This is a genomic window from Variovorax saccharolyticus, assembly GCF_030316765.1.
Taxonomy (GTDB): domain Bacteria; phylum Pseudomonadota; class Gammaproteobacteria; order Burkholderiales; family Burkholderiaceae_C; genus Variovorax; species Variovorax saccharolyticus.
Map to the genome: position 1 here is coordinate 1 of NZ_JASZYT010000001.1, position 24,690 is coordinate 24,690.

At 66.9% G+C, this 24,690-nt stretch carries 29 protein-coding genes and 1 pseudogene; 23 read left to right on the plus strand and 7 right to left on the minus strand.

Annotated elements, in window-relative coordinates; translation table 11 throughout:
• The 21 genes and pseudogenes from QTI45_RS00005 to QTI45_RS00105 all read left to right on the plus strand — a co-directional run.
• Positions 1-1,003: pseudogene (locus QTI45_RS00005) on the plus strand (hypothetical protein); the annotation flags it as partial.
• Positions 1,004-1,165: 162 nt separating this feature from the next.
• A complete protein-coding gene (locus tag QTI45_RS00010; RefSeq protein WP_286369155.1) occupies positions 1,166-5,053 on the plus strand; it encodes a DUF3683 domain-containing protein in 3,888 nt (1,295 codons plus the stop codon).
• Between the two features lie 8 nt (positions 5,054-5,061).
• Positions 5,062-5,499 carry an HIT family protein gene (locus QTI45_RS00015; RefSeq protein WP_286369303.1) on the plus strand — a complete coding sequence of 146 codons (438 nt, stop codon included), beginning with the start codon at positions 5,062-5,064 and terminating at the stop codon, positions 5,497-5,499.
• Positions 5,499-5,930: a gamma-butyrobetaine hydroxylase family protein gene (locus QTI45_RS00020; RefSeq protein ID WP_286369156.1), complete on the plus strand. Its 432-nt coding sequence runs from the start codon at positions 5,499-5,501 to the stop codon at positions 5,928-5,930. Before QTI45_RS00015 ends, QTI45_RS00020 begins: the two co-directional genes overlap by 1 nt.
• A 70-nt stretch (positions 5,931-6,000) precedes the next feature.
• On the plus strand, positions 6,001-6,732 hold the full coding sequence (gene ubiE / locus QTI45_RS00025; RefSeq protein WP_286369157.1) for a bifunctional demethylmenaquinone methyltransferase/2-methoxy-6-polyprenyl-1,4-benzoquinol methylase UbiE: 732 nt from the start codon (positions 6,001-6,003) through the stop codon (positions 6,730-6,732).
• 26 nt (positions 6,733-6,758) lie between these two features.
• The gene (locus tag QTI45_RS00030; RefSeq protein ID WP_286369158.1) at positions 6,759-7,808 is read left to right on the plus strand and encodes a Tim44 domain-containing protein; all 1,050 of its coding nucleotides are present in this window, start codon (positions 6,759-6,761) and stop codon (positions 7,806-7,808) included.
• A 287-nt stretch (positions 7,809-8,095) separates the two neighbouring features.
• Positions 8,096-8,647: a hypothetical protein gene (locus QTI45_RS00035; RefSeq protein ID WP_286369159.1), complete on the plus strand. Its 552-nt coding sequence runs from the start codon at positions 8,096-8,098 to the stop codon at positions 8,645-8,647.
• Positions 8,644-10,209 (plus strand): ubiquinone biosynthesis regulatory protein kinase UbiB, encoded by a 1,566-nt coding sequence (gene ubiB, locus QTI45_RS00040; protein WP_286653264.1) that lies wholly within the window; start codon positions 8,644-8,646, stop codon positions 10,207-10,209. The genes QTI45_RS00035 and ubiB overlap by 4 nt, the downstream gene beginning before the upstream one ends.
• Before the next feature lie 16 nt (positions 10,210-10,225).
• On the plus strand, positions 10,226-11,674 hold the full coding sequence (locus tag QTI45_RS00045) for a high affinity choline transporter 1 (protein WP_286369161.1): 1,449 nt from the start codon (positions 10,226-10,228) through the stop codon (positions 11,672-11,674).
• A gap of 85 nt (positions 11,675-11,759) precedes the next feature.
• Positions 11,760-12,101, plus strand: coding sequence for an FmdB family zinc ribbon protein (locus QTI45_RS00050; RefSeq protein ID WP_286369162.1), 342 nt, complete (start codon positions 11,760-11,762; stop codon positions 12,099-12,101).
• Between the two features lie 10 nt (positions 12,102-12,111).
• Complete coding sequence (locus tag QTI45_RS00055) at positions 12,112-12,732, plus strand: DUF502 domain-containing protein (protein WP_286369163.1); 621 nt, start codon at positions 12,112-12,114, stop codon at positions 12,730-12,732.
• A gap of 37 nt (positions 12,733-12,769) precedes the next feature.
• Positions 12,770-14,575, plus strand: a complete 1,806-nt coding sequence (gene aspS, locus QTI45_RS00060; protein WP_286369164.1) for an aspartate--tRNA ligase — start codon at positions 12,770-12,772, stop codon at positions 14,573-14,575.
• 275 nt (positions 14,576-14,850) lie between these two features.
• Positions 14,851-15,120, plus strand: a complete 270-nt coding sequence (locus QTI45_RS00065) for a type II toxin-antitoxin system prevent-host-death family antitoxin (protein WP_286369165.1) — start codon at positions 14,851-14,853, stop codon at positions 15,118-15,120.
• A gap of 7 nt (positions 15,121-15,127) precedes the next feature.
• Positions 15,128-15,445 (plus strand): CcdB family protein, encoded by a 318-nt coding sequence (locus QTI45_RS00070; RefSeq protein ID WP_286369166.1) that lies wholly within the window; start codon positions 15,128-15,130, stop codon positions 15,443-15,445.
• Positions 15,442-15,912 (plus strand): dihydroneopterin triphosphate diphosphatase, encoded by a 471-nt coding sequence (gene nudB / locus QTI45_RS00075; RefSeq protein ID WP_286369167.1) that lies wholly within the window; start codon positions 15,442-15,444, stop codon positions 15,910-15,912. The genes QTI45_RS00070 and nudB overlap by 4 nt, the downstream gene beginning before the upstream one ends.
• Positions 15,909-16,667 (plus strand): endonuclease/exonuclease/phosphatase family protein, encoded by a 759-nt coding sequence (locus tag QTI45_RS00080; protein WP_286653265.1) that lies wholly within the window; start codon positions 15,909-15,911, stop codon positions 16,665-16,667. The genes nudB and QTI45_RS00080 overlap by 4 nt, the downstream gene beginning before the upstream one ends.
• Positions 16,668-16,736: 69 nt before the next feature.
• Complete coding sequence (folE, locus tag QTI45_RS00085; protein WP_286369169.1) at positions 16,737-17,468, plus strand: GTP cyclohydrolase I; 732 nt, start codon at positions 16,737-16,739, stop codon at positions 17,466-17,468.
• Between the two features lie 12 nt (positions 17,469-17,480).
• Positions 17,481-17,903: a BLUF domain-containing protein gene (locus QTI45_RS00090; RefSeq protein WP_286369170.1), complete on the plus strand. Its 423-nt coding sequence runs from the start codon at positions 17,481-17,483 to the stop codon at positions 17,901-17,903.
• 8 nt (positions 17,904-17,911) lie between these two features.
• Positions 17,912-18,742: a DUF429 domain-containing protein gene (locus QTI45_RS00095; RefSeq protein WP_286369304.1), complete on the plus strand. Its 831-nt coding sequence runs from the start codon at positions 17,912-17,914 to the stop codon at positions 18,740-18,742.
• A gap of 120 nt (positions 18,743-18,862) precedes the next feature.
• The gene (locus QTI45_RS00100; RefSeq protein WP_286369171.1) at positions 18,863-19,060 is read left to right on the plus strand and encodes a CsbD family protein; all 198 of its coding nucleotides are present in this window, start codon (positions 18,863-18,865) and stop codon (positions 19,058-19,060) included.
• A 25-nt stretch (positions 19,061-19,085) separates the two neighbouring features.
• Positions 19,086-19,505 (plus strand): BON domain-containing protein, encoded by a 420-nt coding sequence (locus tag QTI45_RS00105; RefSeq protein WP_286369172.1) that lies wholly within the window; start codon positions 19,086-19,088, stop codon positions 19,503-19,505.
• A 76-nt stretch (positions 19,506-19,581) separates the two neighbouring features.
• Here QTI45_RS00105 and QTI45_RS00110 read toward each other — a convergent pair whose 3' ends face one another.
• The 6 genes from QTI45_RS00110 to QTI45_RS00135 all read right to left on the minus strand — a co-directional run bounded on the left by QTI45_RS00110 (position 19,582) and on the right by QTI45_RS00135 (position 23,058).
• A complete protein-coding gene (locus QTI45_RS00110) occupies positions 19,582-20,124 on the minus strand; it encodes a ferritin-like domain-containing protein (RefSeq protein WP_286369173.1) in 543 nt (180 codons plus the stop codon).
• Positions 20,121-20,567 carry a hypothetical protein gene (locus QTI45_RS00115; RefSeq protein WP_286369174.1) on the minus strand — a complete coding sequence of 149 codons (447 nt, stop codon included), beginning with the start codon at positions 20,565-20,567 and terminating at the stop codon, positions 20,121-20,123. The genes QTI45_RS00110 and QTI45_RS00115 overlap by 4 nt, the downstream gene beginning before the upstream one ends.
• Positions 20,557-20,937, minus strand: a complete 381-nt coding sequence (locus tag QTI45_RS00120; protein ID WP_286369175.1) for a hypothetical protein — start codon at positions 20,935-20,937, stop codon at positions 20,557-20,559. Before QTI45_RS00120 ends, QTI45_RS00115 begins: the two co-directional genes overlap by 11 nt.
• 22 nt (positions 20,938-20,959) lie before the next feature.
• On the minus strand, positions 20,960-21,334 hold the full coding sequence (locus QTI45_RS00125) for a hypothetical protein (protein WP_286369176.1): 375 nt from the start codon (positions 21,332-21,334) through the stop codon (positions 20,960-20,962).
• A 49-nt stretch (positions 21,335-21,383) separates the two neighbouring features.
• The gene (locus tag QTI45_RS00130) at positions 21,384-21,548 is read right to left on the minus strand and encodes a DUF1328 domain-containing protein (protein ID WP_286369177.1); all 165 of its coding nucleotides are present in this window, start codon (positions 21,546-21,548) and stop codon (positions 21,384-21,386) included.
• A gap of 169 nt (positions 21,549-21,717) precedes the next feature.
• Positions 21,718-23,058, minus strand: a complete 1,341-nt coding sequence (locus QTI45_RS00135) for a CHASE3 domain-containing protein (protein ID WP_444813122.1) — start codon at positions 23,056-23,058, stop codon at positions 21,718-21,720.
• Between the two features lie 107 nt (positions 23,059-23,165).
• On the opposite strand from QTI45_RS00135, the gene QTI45_RS00140 reads away from it, so the two are divergent.
• On the plus strand, positions 23,166-23,798 hold the full coding sequence (locus tag QTI45_RS00140) for a response regulator (RefSeq protein WP_028249172.1): 633 nt from the start codon (positions 23,166-23,168) through the stop codon (positions 23,796-23,798).
• 18 nt (positions 23,799-23,816) lie between these two features.
• Here QTI45_RS00140 and QTI45_RS00145 read toward each other — a convergent pair whose 3' ends face one another.
• Positions 23,817-24,215: a response regulator gene (locus QTI45_RS00145; RefSeq protein WP_286369178.1), complete on the minus strand. Its 399-nt coding sequence runs from the start codon at positions 24,213-24,215 to the stop codon at positions 23,817-23,819.
• Between the two features lie 279 nt (positions 24,216-24,494).
• Here QTI45_RS00145 and QTI45_RS00150 point away from each other — a divergent pair, with 279 nt between their 5' ends.
• Entirely contained in the window at positions 24,495-24,689 is a 195-nt protein-coding gene (locus QTI45_RS00150) for a hypothetical protein (RefSeq protein WP_286369179.1), read from the plus strand.
• Position 24,690: the final 1 nt, after the last annotated feature.

Genomic DNA, 24,690 nt, shown 5'->3' on the forward strand with positions numbered 1-24,690 from the left:
CATGAAGGTGCTGGGCTATGTCGACCTGCCCGAGACCATGAAGGAGCCGACCGAGATCTCGGCGGCCACCGGCGTCGAGTTCGAGAGCTACCACCGCGTCTACACACCGGGTTCCACGGGCAGCTCGTTCGTGGATTACGCCCGGCTGCCGCTGACCAACGAGACGAACCGCACCAGCTTCTACTCGGGTGTCAACAGGGACACGTTCGCGCAGGCGGGGATGGCGGTGGTGCTCTCCAAGAGCGAGAAGCGCGCGGCGTTCGTCGACCTGCGGCCGCTGTTCCGCTACTACCGCGAGCAGTACTTCGGCGGCACGAAGGCGGCCTTCGACGCCCGGATGGCGAGCCGGGGCCCGGCGGCCAACCAGTGGCCGTACACCTTCACGCAAGACGCCTCGCAGCAGCCGGTGGTGGCCCGCGTGGTGGACCTCGCCAACCGGCCGACGGCGGTCAAGGTGAGTCTCACGGCGTACTACTCGCGGGCCTGGATCGCGACGCAGGACGGACAGCTGCACATCTACAAGCTGGGCAACTACCTGAACTCGGCGACCGCGGGAGCGCCCAGCGAGCTGGTGGAAGCCGGCAGCGTGGCGGTGGGCCGCAACCCGACCGGCCTGGCCTATTCCAAGCATGAGAGCGGCAGCCTGATCGTCACCTCGCGCGGGGACCGGCGCATCGACTGGGTGCGCTTCTCGGCCGATAACAATTCGGGCGCGACGCGGGCTTCGGAAGGGCTGCAGCTGACCGATTCCAGCCTGGTGGACCCGATCTCGGCGGAGGACGCGGACGTCCACGGCACGCAGCACGCGGTGGTGTCGGTGGCGGACTATGGCGGATCGAAGGTGTCGAACTACCGCTACGGCCCGGTGATCTTCACGACCAACCCGGGGTGGAGCTGCCAGCCGCCCAACGGCTGCCCCATCGGGTCGGGCAAGTTCGAGTACGGCGGCAGCTTCCCGCTGCCGGGTGGCCCGTTCCACGTCGTCAGCTCGAACATCCCCTGACGTTGACGCCGCTTTCGGCCCCGCTGCGCCTGCGGCGGGGCCGAATTAGGCAAGCCGGGCGGGCCGCGGGTGGCCCGCCTCCGGCATGGGCCAACGGCCTGACTTAAAATTCGCCCCCCTGGTTCGTGGGCGCGAAGCGCCCGACCGAGGCGACCCCTCCCGATGAATGCTCCGACCGCGTTGACGGCGTTGTTGTCGCAGGCCGCAGAGCCTGCGCGACTGCGTGAGATCCCCTACAACTACACCAGCTTTTCCGATCGCGAGATCGTCATTCGCCTGCTGGGCGAGCGTGGCTGGGAGCTGCTGCAAAGCCTGCGCTCCGAGCGCCGCACCGGCCGCTCGGCCCGCATGCTCTACGAGGTGCTGGGCGATATCTGGGTCGTCCGGCGCAATCCCTACCTGGTCGACGACCTGCTGGACAACCCGCGCCGCCGCGGCCAGCTGGTCGAGGCGCTCAACCACCGCCTGGGCGAGGTCCAGAAGCGGCGCACGCCCGACAGCGACGCCCAGCGCGATGTTTCGGTCGGCGAGCTGACCGGCCTGGTGGCACGCGCCGTGGCCACCTTCGACGCCATGTTCCGCGAGGTCGCGGCCCTGCGGCGCAAGGCCACGCGCGAACTTCGCCGCGTCACCGCCAAGGACAACATCAAGTTCGACGGCCTGTCGCGCGTGTCGCACGTGACCGACGCCACCGACTGGCGGGTCGAATATCCCTTCGTCGTGCTGACGCCCGACACTGAGGCCGAGATGGCCGGCCTGGTCAAGGGCTGCATCGAGCTCGGCCTGACCATCGTGCCGCGCGGCGGCGGCACCGGCTACACCGGCGGCGCCATTCCGCTCACCTGGAACAGCGCGGTCATCAACACCGAGAAGCTCGAGTCCATGACCGAGGTCGAGATGCGCGAGCTGCCGGGCCTCGCGGCGCCAGTGCCGACGATCTGGACCGAGGCCGGCGTCGTGACCCAGCGTGTGGCCGACGCGGCCGAGCGGGCCGGTTTCGTGTTCGCGGTCGACCCGACCTCGGCCGAGGCCTCCTGCGTCGGCGGCAACGTCGCGATGAACGCCGGCGGCAAGAAGGCGGTGCTGTGGGGCACCGCGCTCGACAACCTGGCCTCATGGCGGATGGTCACGCCCGATGCCGAATGGCTCGAGGTCACGCGGATCGGACACAACCTCGGCAAGATCCATGACGCCGACAGCGCGGTGTTCGAGTTGCAGTACTTCGCCGCCGACGGCAAGACTGCGCTGCGCACCGAGCGGCTCGAGATCCCGGGCAAGACCTTCCGCAAGGAAGGGCTCGGCAAGGACGTGACGGACAAGTTCCTGTCGGGCCTGCCGGGCATCCAGAAGGAAGGCTGCGACGGCCTGATCACCAGCGCGCGCTGGGTCGTGCACCGCATGCCGGCCCACACCCGCACCGTGTGCCTCGAGTTCTTCGGCAATGCCAAGGACGCGGTGCCCAGCATCGTCGAGATCAAGGACTTCATGTTCGCCGAGCAGAAGCGCTCGGGCGTGCTGCTCGCCGGCCTGGAGCACCTGGACGACCGCTATCTCAAGGCGGTCGGCTACGCGACCAAGTCCAAGCGCCACGGCGGCCTGCCGAAGATGGTGCTGTTCGGCGACATCGCCGGCGACGACGCCGACACCGTCGCCCGCGTCACCTCCGAGGTGGTGCGCATCGCCAACTCGCGCAGCGGCGAGGGCTTCATCGCGATCAGCCCCGAGGCGCGCAAGAAGTTCTGGCTCGACCGCAAGCGCACGGCGGCCATCAGCCGCCACACCAACGCCTTCAAGATCAACGAGGACGTGGTGATCCCGCTGCCGCGGATGGCCGAGTACACCGACGGCATCGAGCGCATCAACATCGAGCTGTCGCTGCAGAACAAGATCGCGCTGGCCGATGAACTCGAAGCCTTCCTGGCGCGCGGCAACCTGCCGCTGGGCAAGAGCGACGACGCCAACGACATCCCTTCCGCCGAGTTGCTGGAAGACCGCGTGGCGCAGGCCGTGGCGCTGGTGCGCGAAGTGCGTTCGCTGTGGCAGGGGTGGCTCGACAACGTCGAGGCGCTGTTTCCACAACTGCAGGACCACTCGCTGCGCGCCAGCTGGAAGACGCAGATCCGCACGCCGCTGGCGACCATCTTCTCGGGAGCCGAATTCGCGCCGATCCTGGCCGAATGCAACCAGATCCACCAGCGCGTGCTCAAGGGCCGCGTATGGGTCGCGCTGCACATGCACGCCGGCGACGGCAACGTGCACACCAACCTCCCGGTCAACAGCGACAACTACGAGATGCTGCAGACCGCCCACGCGGCCGTCGTGCGCATCATGGCGCTGGCGCGCAGCCTCGATGGCGTGATCTCGGGCGAACACGGCATCGGCATCACGAAGATCGAGTTCCTGAGCGACGCCGAGCTGCAGCCCTTCACCGACTACAAGAAGAAGGTCGACCCCGAAGGCCGCTTCAACAAGGGCAAGCTGCTGCGCGGCAGCGAGCATGCCGGCGCCGACGGCCGCACGCTGCATTCCGACCTGACCAACGCCTACACGCCGAGCTTCGGCCTGATGGGGCACGAGTCGATCATCATGCAGCAGAGCGACATCGGCGCCATTGCCGACAGCGTCAAGGACTGCCTGCGCTGCGGCAAGTGCAAGCCGGTGTGCGCCACCCACGTGCCGCGCGCCAACCTGCTCTATTCGCCGCGCAACAAGATCCTCGCGACTTCGCTGCTGGTGGAGGCCTTCCTGTACGAGGAGCAGACCCGGCGCGGCGTCAGCATCAAGCACTGGGAAGAGTTCGAGGACGTCGCCGACCACTGCACCGTGTGCCACAAGTGCCTCACGCCGTGCCCGGTCAACATCGACTTCGGCGACGTCTCGATGAACATGCGCAACCTGCTGCGCAAGATGGGGCAGAAGTCATTCCGGCCCGGCAATGCGGCGGCGATGTTCTTCCTCAATGCGACCAGTCCGCAGACCATCAAGCTGATGCGCACCGGCATGGTCGACATCGGCTTCAAGGCCCAGCGCATGGCCAACGACCTGCTGCGCGGCCTGGCGAAGAAGCAGACCGCCGCCCCTCCGGCAACCCTGGGCCCGGCGCCGGTCAAGGAGCAGGTGATCCACTTCATCAACAAGAAGATGCCGGGCGGCCTGCCCAAGAAGACGGCGCGGGCGCTGCTCGACATCGAGGATGCCGACTACGTCCCGATCATCCGCAACCCGCAGGCGACGACGCCCGAGACCGAGGCCGTGTTCTATTTCCCGGGCTGCGGCTCGGAGCGCCTGTTCTCTCAGGTCGGCCTCGCCACGCAGGCGATGCTGTGGCATGCGGGCGTGCAGACCGTGCTGCCGCCGGGCTACCTGTGCTGCGGCTATCCGCAGCGCGGCAGCGGCCAGTTCGACAAGGCCGACAAGATGATCACCGACAACCGGGTGCTCTTCCACCGTGTCGCCAACACGCTGAACTACCTCGACATCAAGACCGTGGTGGTGAGCTGCGGTACCTGCTACGACCAGCTGCAGGGCTACCAGTTCGACAAGATCTTCCCGGGCTGCCGCATCATCGACATCCACGAGTACCTGCTCGAGAAGGGCATCACGCTCGGCGATGCAGGCGGTGGCGGCTACCTCTACCACGACCCCTGCCACACGCCGATGAAGCTGCAGGATCCGATGAAGACCGTGAAGGCGCTGGTCGGCGACAACGTGCTCAAGAACGACCGCTGCTGCGGCGAATCCGGCACGCTGGGCGTGACCCGTCCGGACATCTCGACGCAGATCCGCTTCCGCAAGGAAGAAGAGCTCAAGAAGGGCGAGGCTGCGCTGCGCGATGCCGGCCAGGTGGCGCCCGAGGCCAACGTCAAGATCCTGACCAGCTGCCCCAGCTGCCTGCAGGGCCTGAGCCGCTACGGCAACGACCTGAACAACGGCCTGCTCGAAGCCGACTACATCGTGGTCGAGATGGCCAACAAGATCCTCGGCGCCGACTGGATGCCGGCCTATGTGGCGGCCGCCAACCAGGGCGGCATCGAACGCGTGCTGGTGTGAGCGCGCCGATGCTCGTGGCGGGTTGCCCGCTGTGCGATGGGCCCGGTGGCCGCGAGGTCTTCCGGGGCGCGAAGCTGCGCGTCATCCATGCGGCCGAAGCGGGCTTTCCGGCCTTCTACCGCGTGGTCTGGACCGATCATGTGGCCGAATGGTCGGAGCTGGCGCCAGCCGACCGCGCCCTGTGCATGGAGGCCGTGGCGGTCGTGGAGCAGTGCCTGCGCGATGCGCTGTCGCCGGCCAAGATCAACCTGGCCGCGCTCGGCAACATGGTCCCGCACCTGCACTGGCACGTGATCGCGCGCTTCGAGTGGGACAGCCGTTTTCCCTCGCCCGTCTGGGCCGCGGCGCAGCGCGCCGCCGACCCGCAGCGCGAGCAGGCGATCGAGCATCAACTTGCGGCGCTGGAACGCGAGATGATCGGGCGTCTGGCGACAAGGAGTTTCTGATGGCAGGTTTGAAGACGGGCGCACCGACGCCCCAGTCGATCACGGTGCACGGCCAGTCGCGTGTGCTCGAAGTGGGATTTTCCGACGGCGAGACTTTCCGCATCCCGTTCGAGTTGATGCGCATCTACTCGCCGTCGGCCGAAGTGCAGGGCCACGGGCCCGGCCAGGAGATCCTGCAGACCGGAAAGCGCGAGGTCGAACTGGTCGACCTGCAGCCGGTCGGCAACTACGCGGTGCAGCCGACCTTCAGCGACGGCCATGACAGCGGGATCTTCTCCTGGGACCTGCTGTACGACCTCGGTGCCCGGGAGGCCGAACTGTGGGCCGAGTACGAACGCCGGCTCGCCGCAGCAGGCGTCGATCGCGACGCACCGATGGCCGACAAGCCGGCCGCATCGGGCCACGGCGGGCACGCCTGCAGCAGCCACTGAGCAACGAAATTCCGGATTCCTTGCGGGGTATCCGGCTTGATGTGAACGCTTCCGGCCTAACATCGGGGCTATGAGCACCACCCATTTCGGATTCGAATCGGTCGACGAAAGCGACAAGGCCAAGCGCGTACGCGGCGTCTTCGATTCGGTCGCCTCCCGCTACGACCTCATGAACGACCTGATGTCGATGGGTCTGCATCGGGCCTGGAAGGCCTACACGGTGATGGTCGCCAACGTCGGCGAAGGCTCCAAGGTGCTGGACATCGCAGGCGGCACCGGCGACCTGGCGCTGGCCTTCGCCAAGAAGGTGGGCGCCAGCGGCGAGGTCGTTCACACCGACATCAATGAAGCCATGCTGCGCACCGGTCGCGACCGTCTCCTCGATGCCGGCGTCGCCTTGCCGACGCTGGTCTGCGATGCCGAGAAACTGCCTTTCCCCGACGATCATTTCGACGTCGTGACGGTGGCCTTCGGCCTGCGCAACATGACCCACAAGGATGCCGCACTGAAGGAAATGAACCGCGTGCTGAAGCCGCGCGGCAAGTTGCTGGTGCTCGAGTTCTCCAAGGTCGCCAAGCCGCTGCAGAAAGCCTACGACTGGTATTCGTTCAGCGTGCTGCCGCGCCTGGGCAAGGTGGTGGCCGGCGACGACGCCAGCTACCGCTATCTGGCCGAGTCGATCCGCATGCATCCGGCCCAGGAAGATCTCAAGACCCTCATGAAGGAGGGCGGTTTCGGCCATGTGGACTATCACAACATGACGGGCGGCGTGGTCGCCCTGCATGTTGGAATCAAGTGTTGAAGCTGTTTTTCGCCGTAGGAGACGTCATGAAGAAATTTGGTTCGTTGTTGCTGGTGTGCGCCCTGGCTGTCGTGAGCATCGACGCCAGCGCTGCCCGGATGGGTGGTGGCCGTTCGGTCGGCAAGCAATCCAGCAACGTGACGCAGCGTCAGGCGACGCCGCCTGCCGCACCAGCGACCCCGGGTGCGCCGGCGCAGAACGCGACCAATGCCGCCGCCAAGCCCGCGACCGCGGCGCCGGCTGCGGCTGCACCGAAGCGGCCCTGGGCCGGCATGCTCGGCGGCCTGGCCGCCGGCCTCGGCCTGGCCTGGCTCGCGAACTCGCTCGGCCTCGGCGCCGCCTTCGGCAACATCCTCCTGATCGGCCTGCTGGTGCTGGCGGCCGTGGTCGTGTGGCGCATCTTTGCCGCCCGTTCGCGCTCGGCCGCAAGCTCGCCACGAACTGGCGGCTTCGCCTTCCAGGGCGCCGGCAGCCCGGCGGATGCCACGGCGCCGCCGCAGTACAGCCCCCGCAACGTCGGCAACGATGCCTCGGCCCGGCCTTGGGAAAGCAATGCCACCGCCTTCGATGCCAGTGCGTCGCAGCCCGAGCATGCGGTCGATCGCCCGGTCGGGTCGTCGATGGCCGGCGCGGCTGCCGCGGGCGGCAGCATGATCGGCTCGGCACTGGCCGGTTCGCAGTCCTGGGGCATTCCCGCGGGCTTCGATGCCGATGGCTTCCTGGCCGCAGCCAAGCGCAACTTCGTGACCTTGCAGGATGCCTGGGACCGCGCCGACATCGGCACCTTGCGTTCGATGATGACCGACGGCATGGTCGGCGAGATCCGCCAGCAACTCGCCGAGCGCGAGACCCATACCGGCGGCCAGACCAACAAGACCGAAGTCGTGATGCTCGACGCCAAGCTGCTCGGCATCGAAGAGCTGCCCGATGCCTACCTGGCCAGCGTCGAGTTCTCCGGCATGATCCGCGAGGACGTGTCGGCAGGCCCGAGCCCGTTCCGCGAGGTCTGGAACATGACCAAGGACACCCAGGGCGGCAGCGGCTGGCTGGTGGCCGGCGTCCAAGCGCTGCAGTAAGGGCTCGCCCCCAGGTTGCCTCGCACTTCGTGTCGAGGCGCCCACCCCCTACCGGGGGCGCAGTCAGCGGCCCGGCAAAGCCGGTTCCGCGACTGCCCACGAACAGGCGTGCGCTGCGCGCCGCCCAAGAACAAACCATCGCGCCAGTATTCCCCGGCCGGCGCAGCCAGGCCCGTTGGTGAAACACCGCGGAACCGGCTTCGCCGGGCCGCTGGTGTTGCCCCCGGTAGGGGGTGGGCGCCCGACACGAAGTGCGGGCAACCTGGGGGCGAGCTGATAATACCGACATGGTTACACCATCGTCCCCATTCGCCTTTCTGGAAGACCTCGCCAACCGCGTCGGCAGCCGCCTGCAGCCGCCGGAGTGGGCAGTCCACGAAATCCAGCACCGTGCGGTGCTTTTCCTCAACCATGTGCTCCAGCAGGAGCCCGAAGCCCAGCAGCGCCTGCTGCGGGTGCAGGGTCGCGTGGTGCTGTTCCAGTGGCGCTTCGTGACCATGAAGCTGGTGGCCACGCCGGCCGGCCTGCTCGACCTGGCACCCGAGGGCGCCGCCGCCGAGCTCACCCTGGCCGTGACCGAGGAATCGCCCTTCGGCCTCGCCCGTGCAGCATTCAAGGGCGAGAAACCGGCGGTGCGCATCGAGGGCGACGTGCAGCTGGCGGCCGAGGTGAACTGGCTGGTCGACCATGTGCGCTGGGACGTCGAGGACGACCTGGCGCGCGCCATCGGCGACGTGCCGGCCCACACCATCGCCACCGGTGCCCGCCGGGTGGTGGAGGCGCTGCGGCAGTTCGTCGGCCAGCGCCCTGGCAAGGCCGATGGGCCTGCAGCCGAATGAGGCGGATCTACCGCGGCGCCTTCATCGTCTGGGTCGCACTGCGCTACGGCCTCGACGAACTCGTCCTCACAAGTTTCCAGAAGCCCTGGCTCCGGGTGGTGGCCCGGATCGTCTCGGTCGGCCGCAATCTCGATGCGCCGCGCGGCCAGCGCCTGCGCGAGGCGCTGGAGCGGCTGGGGCCGATCTTCGTCAAGTTCGGCCAGGTGCTGTCGACCCGGCGCGACCTGTTGCCGCCCGACATCGCCGACGAGCTGGCCTGGCTGCAGGATCGGGTGCCGCCGTTCCCGTCCAAGGTGGCGATCGCCACCATCGAGCGCGCCTTCCGGCGCCCGGTGAGCGACATCTTCGTGCAGTTCGACGAGACGCCGGTGGCCAGCGCGTCGATCGCGCAGGTGCATTTCGCGACCGTTCGCCTGGCCGACGGCTCGGTGCGCGACGCGGCGGTCAAGGTGCTGCGCCCGGGCATGCGCGACGTGATCGAGAAAGACCTGGCGCTGATGGCCATGATGGCCGGCTGGGTCGAGGGCCTGTCGGCAGACGGCAAGCGCCTGAAGCCGCGCGAGGTGGTGGCCGAGTTCGACAAGTACCTGCACGACGAGCTCGACCTGGTGCGCGAGGCGGCCAATGCGGCCCAGCTTCGGCGCAACATGGAAAAGCTCAATCTCGTGCTGATCCCCGAGATGTACTGGGACTTCTGCCATCCCGAGGTGATGGTGATGGAGCGCATGAAGGGGGTGCCGATCGCCCAGCTCGACCGCCTGCGCTCGGCCGGCGTCGACATCCCGAAGCTGGCGCGCGATGGCGTCACGATCTTCTTCACCCAGGTCTTTCGCGACGGCTTCTTCCACGCCGACATGCACCCCGGCAACATCCAGGTCAGCCTGGAGCCCGAGACCTTCGGGCGCTACGTGTCGCTCGACTTCGGCATCATCGGCACGCTGACCGAGTCGGACAAGGAGTACCTGGCGCAGAACTTCGTCGCCTTCTTCCGCCGCGACTACAAGCGCGTGGCCGAGTTGCATCTGGAAAGCGGATGGGTCCCGCACGGCACCCGCATCGACGAGCTCGAGGCGGCGATCCGCACCGTCTGCGAGCCCTACTTCGACCGGCCGCTCAAGGAGATCTCGCTCGGCATGGTGCTGATGCGCCTGTTCCAGACCTCGCGCCGCTTCCATGTCGAGATCCAGCCGCAGCTGGTGCTGCTGCAGAAGACCCTGCTCAACATCGAGGGGCTGGGCCGCCAGCTCGACCCCGAGCTGGACCTCTGGCACACCGCAAAGCCCTTTCTCGAGAAGTGGATGACCGACCAGATCGGCCCGCGCAAATTGTTCGAGCAGCTGCGCGCAGAGGCCCCGCGCTATGCAAAATTGCTGCCGCAGCTGCCTCGATTGATGCACGATTTCCTGGAAAATCGCCCCCCGGACCACCGCCGCGAATTGCTCGAACTGCTGGCCGCGCAGAAGCGCACCAACCGCCTGCTGCAGGCGATCATCTACGGTGGCATAGGTTTTGTATTGGGGTTGATCGCGATGCAGGTGCTGGTGCGCGTGCGTCTCTTCTGAGAAAGGAATTGCTGCCGTGCTGTTGACCCTGGTCTTCGTCTATCTGCTGATCACCATCGCCATCGGCCTCTATGCGGCCAGGCGCGTCAAGAACACCACCGACTTCGCGATCGCCGGGCGCCACCTGCCGCTCTACATGATCGTGACCACCACCTTCGCGACCTGGTTCGGCTCCGAGACGGTGCTCGGCATCCCGGCCAAGTTCATCGAAGGCGGGCTCAACGGCGTCATCGAGGATCCCTTCGGCGCCGGCACCTGCCTGATCCTGGTCGGCCTCTTCTTCGCCGGCAAGCTCTATCGCATGACGCTGCTGACCATCAGCGACTACTACCGCGAACGCTACGGCCGCATCGTCGAGATCGCCTGCTCGCTGATCATCATGCTGAGCTATCTCGGCTGGGTCTCGGCCCAGGTCACGGCGCTGGGCCTGGTGTTCCACCTGCTGTCGGGCGGCGCGATCGGCGTCGCCTGGGGCATGGTGATCGGCGTGGTCTCGATCCTGGCCTACACCCTCTTCGGCGGCATGTGGTCGGTCGCGGTGACCGACTTCATCCAGATGATCATCCTGGTGCTGGGCCTGGCCGTGATCGCGGTCTTCGCCGGCAACATGGCCGGCGGCGCCGACAAGGTGCTGGCCTTCGCGGTCAGCAAGGACCTGTTCAAGTTCTGGCCCGAGCCGAACTACAAGGACATGGTGTTCTTCTTCGCCGCTGCGATCACCATGATGCTCGGCTCGATCCCGCAGCAGGACGTGTTCCAGCGCGTCATGTCGGCCAACAGCGTCAAGGCGGCCACGCGCGGCCCGGTGATCGGCGGCATCGCCTACATCCTGTTCGCGTTCGTGCCGATGTTCCTGGTCGCGAGCGCACTCCTGATCATGCCGGGCGAGACCGCCGACCTGCTCAAGGACGATCCGCAGAAGGTGCTGCCGACCCTGGTGCTGCAGAAGATGCCCTTCGTGATGCAGGTGCTGTTCTTCGGCGCTTTGCTGTCGGCGATCAAGTCGACCGCCTCGGCGACCCTGCTGGCGCCCAGCGTGACTTTCACCGAGAACATCTGGCGCCAGTTCCGTCCTGCCGGCAGCGACAAGTCCAACCTGCTGACGATGCGCATCACGGTGCTGCTGTTCAGCGCCGCGGTGCTGGCCTATGCGATCCGGATGCAGGGCACGCCGATCTACGAACTGGTGTCGGGGGCCTACCAGGTGCCGCTGGTGGGCGCCTTCGTCCCGCTGGTGTGCGGCCTCTACTGGCAGCGCGCGACCACCCAGGGCGCGGTGGCGGCGGTGCTGCTGGGCATCGGCACCTGGCTGCTGTTCCTCGCGATGCCCTGGGGCAAGGAGTTCCCGGCCCAGCTCGCCGGCGTGCTGGCCTCGTTCGGCGGCATGGTGGTCGGCTCGCTGGCGCCCCAATGGGTCGCCAACACGCGCACGGCCCACCGGCCGCTGGCCGTCGACCCGGTCTGAGCCATCGCCCCCGGGGATTGGGGGGCACCCTTATAATCGAGGGCTTTGCGAGCGGCCGCCGGCCGCTCCTTTTCGCCCCAATCCCATGCCTATCTACGCCTACAAGTGCAGCGCCTGCGGCTTTGCCAAGGACGTGCTGCAGAAAATGTCCGATGCGCCGCTCTCGGACTGCCCGTCTTGCGGCGCGAGCGCGTTCAGCAAGCAGCTCACGGCCGCCGGCTTCCAGCTCAAGGGTTCGGGCTGGTACGTGACCGATTTCCGCGATGGCGGCGGCAAGAAGGGCGCCGATGGCGGTGGCGACAAGCCGGCCGCCAGCCCGGCTCCCGCGTCGGCCGAAGGCGCTGCCGCCACGCCGGCCGCCGCGCCCGCCAGTGCCCCTGCGCCAGCGCCGGCGCCGGCGCCCGCATCCTCTTCAGGCAGCGACTGAGGCCCCGCCGATGCTCGCGCTGCGCAAATGGCTGCTCTCCGGCTTGCTGGTCATCGTGCCGCTGGTCATCACGCTGGGCGTGCTGAACTGGATCATCGGCACCCTCGACCAAACGCTGTGGCTGCTGCCGGAAACGTGGCAGCTGTACCTCAACGAGCACAAGGTGCGCGGCCTCGGCGTGTTGCTGACCCTGGCCATCCTGCTGTCGGTCGGCGCCATCGCGAGCAACTTCGTGGGCAAGCGCCTGCTGGGCTGGGGCGATGCGGTGGTGCGCCGCATCCCCGTGGTGCGCTCCATCTATTCGAGCGTCAAGCAGGTCTCGGACACGCTGTTCTCCGAAAACGGCAATGCCTTCCGCACCGCGGTGCTGATCGAGTGGCCGCGCCAGGGCGCCTGGACCATCGCCTTCGTGACCGGCACGCCCGGCCATGAAGTCGTCGGCCACCTGGGCGGCGGCGACTATCTCGGCGTCTACGTGCCGACCACGCCCAACCCGACGGGCGGCTATTTCGTGATGCTCAAGCGCAGCGATTGCATCGAACTCAAGATGAGCGTGGACGACGCGCTCAAGTACATCGTGTCGATGGGGGTGGTCGTTCCTGGCGGCCCCGCGACGATCGCGATCAAATAACGACAAAGACGCGCCTTCGCGGCGCCGGAATCCATCTATGGCCATGCGTTCAAACTACTGCGGTCTCGTGACCGAAGCCCTCCTCGGACAAACCGTCACCCTGTGCGGCTGGGTCAATCGCCGGCGCGACCACGGCGGCGTGATCTTCATCGACCTGCGCGACCGCGAGGGCTACGTCCAGGTGGTGTGCGATCCGGATCGCGCCTCCACCTTCGCCGCCGCCGAAGGCCTGCGCAACGAGTTCTGCGTGCAGATCACGGGCCTGGTGCGTGCGCGCCCCGAAGGCACGATCAACGAGGCCCTCAAGAGCGGCAAGATCGAGGTGCTGTGCCACGAGATGAAGGTGCTGAACCCGTCGGTGACGCCGCCCTTCCTGCTCGACGACGACAACCTCTCCGAGACCACCCGCCTCACGCACCGCGTGCTCGACCTGCGCCGTCCGGCCATGCAGCGCAACATGATGCTGCGCTACAAGGTCACGATGGAGGCGCGCAAGTTCCTCGATGCCAACGGCTTCATCGACATCGAGACGCCGATGCTGGGCAAGTCGACGCCCGAGGGCGCGCGCGACTACCTGGTGCCGAGCCGCGTGCACGACGGCAGCTTCTTCGCGCTGCCGCAGTCGCCGCAGCTCTTCAAGCAGCTGCTGATGGTGGCCGGCTACGACCGCTACTACCAGATCGTCAAGTGCTTCCGCGACGAAGACCTGCGCGCCGACCGCCAGCCCGAATTCACGCAGATCGACATCGAGACCTCGTTCATGGCCGAGGAAGAGATCCGCGAGATGTTCGAGGGCATGATCCGCAAGGTGTTCCGCGCCGCGGCCGAAGTCGAGCTGCCGCCGTTCCCGGTGATGAGCTATGGCGACGCGATGTTCAAGTACGGCTCCGACAAGCCCGACCTGCGCGTCAAGCTCGAGTTCACCGAGCTGACCGACGTCATGCGCAACGTGGAATTCAAGGTCTTCGCCCAGGCGGCCGGCATGAAGGGCGGCCGCGTGGCTGCGCTGCGCGTGCCGGGCGGCGGCGGCGAAGGCGGCCTCTCGCGTGGCGACATCGACGGCTACACCGAGTTCGTCAAGATCTACGGCGCCAAGGGCCTGGCCTACATCAAGGTCAACGATGCCGCCCTGGGCCGCGAAGGCCTGCAGAGCCCGATCGTCAAGAACCTCAACGACGCCTCGCTGGCCGAGATCATCGCCCGCACCGGCGCGCGCAACGGCGACATCATCTTCTTCGGCGCCGACAAGGAAAAGGTCGTCAACGACGCCATCGGCGCACTGCGCGTGAAGATCGGCCACAGCCCCTTCGGCAAGAAGAACGGCCTGTTCGACGACCGCTGGGCGCCGCTCTGGGTGGTCGACTTCCCGATGTTCGAGTTCGACGAGGAAGGCCAGCGCTGGTCCGCCGTGCACCACCCGTTCACTGCGCCCAAGGACGGCCACGAGGATCTCATGGACACGGCGCCCGAGAAGTGCATCGCCAAGGCCTACGACATGGTGCTCAACGGCATCGAGATGGGCGGCGGCTCGGTCCGTATCCACCGCGAGGAAGTGCAGAGCAAGGTGTTCCGCGCGCTCAAGATCAGCGCCGAGGATGCCCAGAACAAGTTCGGCTTCCTGCTGGATGCGCTGCAGTACGGCGCCCCCCCGCATGGCGGCATCGCGATCGGCCTCGACCGCCTCGTGATGCTGCTGACCGGCGCCGAGTCGATCCGCGACGTGATCGCCTTTCCGAAGACTCAGCGTGCCCAGGACCTGCTGACGCAGGCGCCGAGCCCGGTCGACGAGAAGCAGCTGCGCGAGCTGCACATCAAGCTGCGCAACGCGCCGCAGAACGCCTGAGGCGCACGGCGGCAGCAGACCAGGGGCGCCTTCGGGCGCCTTTTTTCTTGGTGCAGCATGGGCGTACTCTTGGAGGTGGAAGTCCTCCCGCAAGCTGATCGCAGCGAACGAAGCGAAGCGCAACTGCATGGGGGGCGACGGAGTGTGGAAAGCAGGCGTGGAGCGCAGCCGCGGCCCGGACCCGCATGCCGGGTGATGTGGGAGGGGCATAGCCCAAGGACTACCCCTCTATCCAGATGGCTAAAATGGCTAATCGATCGTGAAAGGGATTCTTCATGCAGATCAGCGCGACTGAAGCAAAAAACCGCTTCGGCTACTACCTCGGACAGGCCGAACGCGAACCTGTTCATGTGATGAAGAACGATCGGATCGCCGGTGTCATCGTCTCGGCCGCACGCTACGCGGAACTCGAGGCGCTGGAGCAGGCGAAGACGATGGACGCTCGCAAGCGCGAGTTCAACAAAACCTACCGGGAATGGATCGCGGCCCAGAACGCGTTGGTCAAACGGATCGGGGTCTTCGGCGAAGAGCTCCGACCCTGGTAGGTGCGGCATGGCCCAGTTCGATGTTCACGCCAATCCCGTGAAGACGCAGCGTGACGACGTTCCCTGGTGTGTCGACATCCAGAGCGACTTGCTGGAAAGCCTGCCGACCCGTCTGGTCGTGCCCTTGGTGGCACTCGCACAGATGCCCGCGGCGCTGCCTCGGCGCCTGTGCCCGGTGCTGCAATGGAACGGCGAGTCCTTCGTCGCCTTGCCGCAGATGACGGCGCCGTTTCGCGTCAAGGATCTGGGCCCGTCGCGCGGCAGCCTGCGAGCCCAGGCCAATGAACTCGTCGCTGCCATCGATGCAGTGATCAGCGGCGTGTGACGGACGGTCACCGGTTCAAGATCCCCGAGTCGGTGCTGGTCGTGATCCACACGCCGGCGCTGGAGGTTCTGCTGATCCGCCGCACCGGCGACGAACACCTCTGGCAGTCGGTCACCGGCAGCAAGGACCGCGAGGACGAACCGCTGCCGATCACCGCCGCGCGCGAGGTCGAGGAAGAGACCGGCATCCTCTGCGGCCCGGGCAACGAGCTGGCAGCCGAGCTGGTCGACTGGCAGCGGCGCAACGTCTTCCCGATACGCCCCCGCTGGCGGGCGCGATACGCGCCAGGTGTGAGCTCCAACACCGAACACGTGTTCGGGCTCCGTGTCCCCGGGCGGCTGACGCCTCGGCTCGATCCTTGCGAGCACACGGCCTGGCAGTGGCTGCCCTACCAGGACGCAGCCGCGCTGACTTTTTCCTCCACCAACGCCGCGGCCATCCTGCTCCTGCCACAATTTGCGCGATGAATGCTCCGGCGACCAGCTTCCGTGTAGCCACCTACAACATCCACAAGGGTGTGCAGGGCATCGGCCCTGCCAGGCGGCTGGAGATCCACAACCTCGGGCATGCGATCGAGCAGCTCGATGCCGACATCGTCTGCCTGCAGGAGGTGCGCAAGATGAACCGGCAGGCGGCCGCGCGCTTCCACCGCTGGCCCGAACTGCCGCAAGCGGATTTCCTGGCCCCTGAGGGCTACACCGCGGTCTACGAGACCAATGCGATCACCAAGCATGGCGAGCACGGCAACGCGCTGCTCACGCGCTGGCCGGTGCTGCGCAAGACCCACCAGGACATCTCGGACCATCGCTTCGAGCAGCGCGGGCTGCTGCACGTCGCGATCGACCTCAATGGCCATACGGTGCACACCATCGTGGTGCATCTGGGACTGATCAAGGGCAGCCGGATTCGCCAGGTCGCGCAGCTGCGCGAGTTCGTCGAGCGCGAGATCCCGCCGAACGAGGCGCTGGTGGTGGCCGGCGACTTCAACGACTGGGGCGCGCGCATGCGCTACGCGATGAACGCGATGGGCATGCGCGATTCGAGCGACCTGCGAGGGCCGCGCACGCTGACCTACCCGTCCAGGTTGCCGGTCGCGCAGCTGGACTTCATCTATGGCCGCCAGGTCGAGCCGCTCGCAAGCTCGGTGCCGCGCGGCCCCGTCTGGGCCCGCATGTCCGATCACCTGCCGCTGGTGACCGAGTTCTCGCTATCAAAACAATAGCTGAGTCGGCAGGCGGGTAGGGCACCGTAGGGCCATCGCCGGAAATCCAATCGCTGATACGATGCGTGGATGCTAAGGACCATCGACGCCGTACCGCGCCCCGCCGCAGGGGAAGAAGACGAGGGCACGCCCGTGTCCGTGAAGATACGCGAGCGTCTCGTCGCCGCCCGCAAGCGCTTCAACGCCAACGACAACATCGCGGAGTTCATCCAGCCCGGCGAACTCGAGCGCCTGCTCGACGAGGTCGAGGGCAAGATGAAGCATGTGCTCGAGAGCCTCGTGATCGACCTGGACAACGACCATAACACCGGCAACACGGCCCGTCGCGTCGCCAAGATGTACGTCAACGAGGTGTTCAAGGGCCGCTACGTGCCGCCGCCCTCGCTGACCGAATTCCCCAATGCGGAGCATCTCAACGAGCTCATGATCGTCGGCCCGATCACGGTGCGCAGCGCCTGCTCGCACCACTTCTGCCCGATCATCGGCAAGCTCTGGATCGGCGTCATGCCGAACGAGCAGACCAACGTGATCGGCCTGTCGAAGTACGCGCGCCTGGCCGAATGGGTGATGGGCCGGCCGCAGATCCAGGAAGAGGCGGTGGTTCAACTGGCCGACCTGATCCAGGAGAAGACGCAGCCCGACGGGTTGGCACTGGTGGTCGAGGCCGAGCACTTCTGCATGCAGTGGCGCGGCGTCAAGGAGATGGACAGCAAGATGATCAACTCGGTCATGCGCGGCGTCTTCCTCAAGGACCCCAACCTGCGCCGCGAATTCCTGTCCCTTCTTCCGCGCAAGCGCTAAGCCGCACACACCATGCTCGTACGCCTTCTCTACGCCAGCCGCGCCGTGGATACCAGCCAGGGCGCGATCGAGGCGATCCTCGCGCAATCGCGTTCGCACAATACCTCCTGCGGCATCACCGGCATCCTCTGCTATGGCGCCGGCGTGTTCCTGCAGGCCATCGAGGGCGGCCGGATGCCGATCAGCGAGCTCTACGGACACATCCAGCGGGACCCGCGCCACAAGGACGTGGTGCTGCTGCACTACGAGGAAATCTCCGAGCGCCGCTTCGGCGGCTGGACCATGGGGCAGGTCAACCTGTCGAAGCTCAATGCCTCGACCCTGCTCAAGTACTCGGAGCGGCCCGAACTGGATCCGTACTCGGTGTCGGGCAAGGTGTCGCTCGCCCTGCTCGAGGAACTGATGGCCACCGCGGCCATCGTCGGACGCCACTGAAGCCCTCCCTGCTGCTGCTGGGCTGCGATTTCTCGAGCGCGCCGAGCGCGCGCAAGCCGATCGTCGTCGCACTCGGTTCGGCGTCCGACGGCAGCGTCAGGCTGTCGGCGTTCCAGCTCTTCGCCACGCTCGACGACTGGGGTCAGTGGCTGCGCGCCACGCCGGCCTGGGTCGGTGCCTTCGATCTCCCCTTCGGCTTGCCGCGCGAACTGGTCGTGCAGCTCGGCTGGCCGCTCGAATGGGAGCGGCTGATAGCGCACTACGCCGGTCTGGACCGCGACGAGATCCGCCGCAGTTTCGCGGCCTTCTGCGTTGCCCGGCCCGCCGGCGGGAAGTTCGCGCACCGGCAGACCGACGGGCCTGCCGGATCGAGCCCGTCGATGAAATGGGTCAATCCACCGGTCGCGTTCATGCTGCATGCCGGCCTGCCGCGGCTGCTGGCGGCGGGAGCGGTGGTGCCGGGCCTGCATCCGCCGCATCGCACCGCCAATGCCCCGCGCATCGCGCTGGAGGCCTATCCGGGCCTGCTGGCGCGCGAACTGATCGGCAGGCGCAGCTACAAGAGCGATGCGGTGGCGGGGCAGAGTGCCGAGCGCCGGCAGGCGCGCGTGGATCTCGTGGCCGAACTGGAACGAGGAGCGGGCCGCCTCGGGCTGCGGCTGTCGCTCGAGGACAGGGCGCGCGCGCTGCTGCTGGACGACGCCAAGGGTGATCATCTCGATGCGGCGCTGTGCCTGGTCCAGGCGGCCTGGGCCCAGGCGCGCAGCGGCAGCGCCGGACCCGGCTACGGACTGCCGCCCGTGATCGATCCGATCGAAGGCTGGATCGCGACAGCCTGAGTTCCGGATGTCCTACAGCAGGACAAGCTGCTGCCCGCCGTCGCTCCCGCCACCCCGCGCTAGATTGATTTCAGTGGCTCGATCGAGTCACGGACCCATCCAACGTGCAAAGGAAACGCTATGAACAAGGATCAAGTGGCAGGCCGCGTCGAAGAGGCGAAGGGCAAGCTCAAGGAAGCCGCGGGCAAGGTGACCGGAAGCGACAAGCTGAAGGCCGAGGGCCTGGTCGATCAGGCCAGCGGCAAGGTCCAGAAGACCTATGGCGATGCCAAGGAAAAGGCCAAGGACGTTCTGGAAAGCGATCCGGACCGGATCTGAGTCCAGGACTGGAAGGAGTACCAGCATGACCCCCACCCATACCCCCAATCCGTGGACACGCCATGGGCTGGCGCTGATGCTCGCCGCCGGTGCGCTGGCGCTGGGTGCCTGTGGCAAGGGCAGCAACGAAACCGCGGGTCAGAAGGTCGACCAGTCGGTGGCCAAGACCGAGCAGGCCGGGGCCGACGCCAAGGCCAAGACCGAGTCGGCCGCCGCCACCGTCGGTGCAGCGGTCGATGATGCATCCATCACGGCCGCGGTTTCGACCGGCTTGGCGAAGGACCCCGACCTGAGTGCGATCAAGATCGACGTCGACACCAAGGGCGGGCAGGTGACCCTGACCGGACCGGCGCCCAGCGCAGCAGCGAAGGCCCGGGCCGAAGAGATCGCCAAGTCCGTCAAGGGCGTGAGCACTGTCGACAACAAGCTCGAGGTGAAGATGTAGCCGGCACCTTGCCTCGGCGCCCACGAAAAAGCCCGGTTCCCCGGGCTTTTTCTTCGTCTTCGATCAGGCAACGGGCTCAGTGGCCGAGCCAGTCCTTGAGCTCGTCGGCATGTTCTTCCTCGTCGGTCAGGATCTCTTCCAGCATGCGCCGGGTGGTCGGGTCCTTGTCTCCGATGAGTGCGATCATCTGCCGGTAGGTCTCGACCGCGATGCGTTCGGCCACCAGGTTGGCGCGCACCATCGCCTGCAGATCGAGCGCGGAGTCGTAGTCCGCGTGGCTGCGGCCCTGCAGGCCCTGGGGATCGAAATCGGGCTCTCCGCCCAGTTGCACGATGCGTTCGGCAATGCGGTCCGCGTGGGCCGACTCCTCGTTGGCGTGCACCAGGAACTCGTCGGCGATCGCCGGCGAGGCCTCGCCGCTGGCGGTGAAGTAGTGGCGCTTGTAGCGCAGCACGCAGACCAGCTCGGTGGCCAGCGCATCGTTCAGCAGCTTGACGATGTCGTCCCTCCAGGGGCCGTAGCTGGGCGTCACTGCGCCATCGTCGAGGCTCTTCGACGCTGCGTCGATGGCGCTCTGGTCCAGCGTCAGGTGTTGGCGTTCTTTGACGGCGGTGTTCATGGAGGGTCCTTTCGTGGGTTGGCGCTTTTCTGCATCAGGGTGGTGACCATGTCGGCGACATCCGATGTCTTCAGGACCGCGGCGAGCACTGCGGTGATGGAGAGCAGACGCCACGGCCTGACCAGGACCACCAGGGCCCCCGCCGCCGCTGCCGCGCCGATCAGCTTGGCCGGTTGTTCGCGTGCATAGCGCTCCAGCAACGGCCGCGCCACCTGTCCGACCGCGTTCGCAGGATGCCGGCGCCACCAGCGGCGCACCACGCCGCGAGCCACCGAGCTCCAGGCGAACTGGTCGAAGCCGCCAGGGCTGCCCGGCGGCGGTGCCACCGGGTAGAGCTCGTCCTCGGGCGGGTCGCGGCGCCGGCCCTGCAACTGGGCGACCAGCGCCCGGCGCGACTGCGCGAGCCGCTGTTGGGGCGTGGGTTCCCCCCGCTCAGCGGGCACGGTGCTCTCCAGCGGCGCGCAGCGCCCTCAGGTCGGCATCGAGCTGCGTGCGCACGTCGGCGAACGCGTGAAAGGGCCGGGGCCGCGCGGCGACCAGCGCCGCGATCGTCGCGATCGCGATGGCGACGCCGGGCACCGCTGCCAGCACCCAATGAAAGCTCCCGTGCAGCACGCCGAGCATCACGGCGACGCCGATCAACCCCAATGCCAGCATGGCACTGACCGCGGCCAGAACGCCCGCGATGACCCGTGCCACCAAGCCTTCGCCTGCATCCTGGGCCTCTTGCCTGACCAGGGCGCCGTAGTTGGCGATATGTTCGGCAACCAGCTCGGGGTGGCCGAGCACCGTCGAGTAAATGGGGTGGATCATGGTGCTGCGGCCGAATCCCGGATCAGTAGTCGTCGCGGCGGCGGCTGGCCAGCACGATCAGCGCGGTGATCGCGGCGCCGGCCGCGGCCGCCACGAGCACCGAGCGAACGGGCTGGTCGGAGATGTACTTGCCCGTCACGTCGGCGGCGGCTTCGAGGCGGCGCTGGGCGCGGGCGCTGGTGGTCGATGCGGCATCGAGGCCGCGCTGCACGGCCTGCTGCACGCGCGCCGCCAGTTGTTCCACCGCCGGCTCGGCATCGCGACGCAGGTCGCGAACCTTCTCGCCGGCCGCGTTGACCGCGTTCTGCGCATAGGCGCGGGTCGTGTCGATGGCATCGTTGGCGGTCTGGCGCGCTTCGTCGGCGAGTTGCGAGGGAGTCTTGGTGGTCGTGTTCATGAGTAAGTCCTTCCGGAATTGATTGCGTTGCCTGTCCATCGTAACGACGCTAGCGTCGTCGCATCAAGCCCGCGATGAAACTGGCGAGGGCCAGAACGAGGAAGATCACGAAGAGAATCTTCGCGATGCCCACCGCACTGGCGGCGATACCGCCGAATCCGAACAGCGCGGCGATCAAGGCGATGACCAGGAACACGACTGCGTAATGCAACATGCTGACTCCTTTTCGAGGGGTGGCCTCGTTGATGTGAAAACCGGCGCGTCCGGGATCCGAACGGCTTGGCATCCACGTTAAGTGCAGCGGTGCAGGGGCCTTGTCAGCAGCAGCGGCCTGGGGGCGTAGGAGAGAACCGAAGGGAAGGGCGCGGGCGTCAGGCGGCGGTTCAGGCCGGCTTGGCCGGCAGGATCGCGCTCAGGCAGGTGCCCTTGCCCGGCGTGGACGACACGCTGAGCTTGCCCTTGGCGGCCTCCACCCGATGCCGCATGCCGGCCAGGCCGTGCGTCGACGGACGGGCGTGCTGGGTGTCGAAGCCCTTGCCGTTGTCGTTGACTTCGACAACCACGTGGTTCCCGTAGTTTTTCATCACGATGCTGGCCTCGGTGGCCTGCGCGTACTTGCCGATGTTGGTCAGGCTCTCCTGCACCATCCGATAGGCCGTGAGCTGGTTGTCCTCGTCGAGCTCGACCGGCTCGAGCACCATCTCGATCTCCATGCCCGAGTGCTCGGCGAATTCGCGGCCGAGGATTTCCAGCGACGCCACCAGGCCCAGGTTGGACAGCGAGGAAGGCCGCAGATCCTCGATGATGCGGCGCTTGAGTGCGATGCCGCTGTTGAGCAGTTCGTTCAGGTGCTGCAGCCGCTGTGTCGCATCGGGCGCATCGTTGAGCCTGGACTTCAGGCGCGCGACGTCGAGCTTGGCAGCCGTGAGCAGGGAGCCCAGTTCGTCGTGCAGTTCGCGCGCCAGGAAGCCGCGCTCGGCCTCCCGCACCTGCTGCAGGTGGGTCGCCAGTTCGGCCAGCGTCGCGGTGCGTTCGCGCACCTCGCCCTCGAGTGCGTTGCGCTCGCGCTGCAGTGCCTCCTGCTGGCGCTCGCCCGCGGAGCGCAGCGCATGGGTCTGACGCAGGTAGAGGTAGAAGGCCAGCAGGCCGGCGAGCGTGACGAGGGCGATGCCGATGCGGCTCAGGCGCAGCGAGTTCGCGATCTGCAGCTGGCTGCGCGCCAGTTCCTCGTTGCTGACCGCGATCAGCGAGCGGACCTGCTCGCGGATCGCCTCCATCTCCTCGCGGCCGACATCGGTCGTGATGACGAATTTCCAGGCGTCCTCGTTGCCGCCCTGGCGCAGGCGGACGCTCATCTCCATCTCGGCGAGCTTGCGCGCGACATGCTTGGACAGCTCGCCGATCCGCGCCAGTTCGGCCGGCCGCCCGGCGTAGAGCGCCTGCAGTGTCGCCAGATGGCCGTCCACCTGCTTGACCGCTTGATCGTAGGGTTCCCGATAGCGTGCTTCCCCTGTCAGCAGAAAGCCCCGCTGACCCGTTTCTGCATCGAGGACGTTCTGCAGCATGAGATTGAGCGTGCCGCGAGCCAACTGTGCGTCGCCGACGTCCTGGAGGGCGCGGTGCGACCGCTGATAGCCGGCCTCGTTGATGCCGATCAGCGCCAGCGCCGCCAGCGCGGCGAGCGTCAGGCCGAGCGCCATCTTGGGGAAAGCTAACCAGCGCATGAGGTCTCCGAGCAATGCCTGCAGATCAAATTCGGGAATAATCGGAACCGACCAGGGACCGGCATGTTGCGACGCACAAGGCCGCGATACAACGAGGAAGGTAACAGATGATCAAGATCGGAATTGTGGACGACCACGCCATCGTGCGTTCCGGCTTGCGCCAGTTTTTCTCGGAGCACGTCGATCTGCGCGTGGTCGGCGAGGCGGCCAGCGGCCGCGAGGCCATCGAGCTGGTCCGGACCACCGAGCTCGACGTGCTGGTGATGGATCTTTCCATGCCCGGCCAGAGCGGCATCGACGCCCTGGCGATGATCCGCGCCAAGGCGCCCGACGTCGGCATCCTGATCCTCAGCGGCTACCCCGAGGAGCACTACGCAATGAACCTGATTCGCCAGGGCGCGAGCGGCTACCTCAACAAGGAATGCGATCCGATCGAAATCGTGAACGCGATCCGCACCATCTCGCTGGGCCGGCGCTACATCACGCCGGCGGTGGCCGAGCTGCTGGCCCGACAGCTCGACCGCAAGGACGATGCCGCTCCGCACGAGCAACTGTCGGAGCGCGAGTTTCAGGTGTTCCTCAAGCTGGCCAAGGGCGAAACGGCAGGCGACATCGCCAAGACGCTGTCGCTGTCGGTGAAGACGGTGAGCACCTACCGCACCCGCCTGATGGAAAAGATGAATCTGTCGTCGAACAGCGACCTGACCTACTACGCGCTGAAGAACAAGCTGATCGATTGAGCGCGCGGGCCGCCGGCTTCAGTTCCGGGCGGCCTTGAGCACCGCGGCCTGCGCGATGCAGAAGTCGATCAGGCCGTCGATCTCGTTCGATTTGTCGAACACTGCATCGACGCCGAACTGGGCGCAGCGCTTGCGGATGTCGGGCGTGGCGTAGTTGCTGAGCACCACCACCTTCTGGTCGGGCCGGCGCGACAGGCAGGCCTGCAGGACGCCCAGCCCGCTTCCCTGCTTGAGGAACAGGTCGACGATGGCCAGCTCCCATTCTTGCGCGTTGTCGACCAGCCATCGGCTCGCCTCGGCTTCGGTCTCGGCATAACCGATCGCCGAGATGCACGTGAGTTCCTCCAAGGTGCCGACGAGATTCTCTCGGATCGTGACGTTGTCTTCGACGATGTAGGTTTTCAATCTTGGGTCCATGAGAACCGCTGCCCCCTGGCGAGCCTCGCCGGCCTGGCTTGCCCCCCAAGGAAAGCTGGCAGTTGCAATGCTACGGATTATCTGTCTGCGCGATGAAGGCGTGCAGGGCATGAAGCTGTAGGCTTGTTCTTACGATCACATGGGAATCCGGCCGTAGGTCGGCCCCCACATCCAGTGCGGCCGGTTGCCGACCCGTGCGGGCGCGGCGGGCGTTCATGCTCCAGCCAGGGCTTGGCGCGCCATTGCGCCAGCGTCACCATCGTCCACCAAGGTGCAGCAATGAACATCGTCTGGAGCTCCGTCGCGATCACTCTCATCGCTCTTGCCGCTGGTGCGGCGGTGGCTGGCGGCGAGCCCGCCATGGCCGAACTGCGACTGGCCGAGGCGGCCAGGACCGCCGGCGTCGCAGATTTCTCCGCCGTCTGCCTGCTCGAGTCCGATCCGTCGGCGCGAGCCGCGGCGCCGATCGATTGAC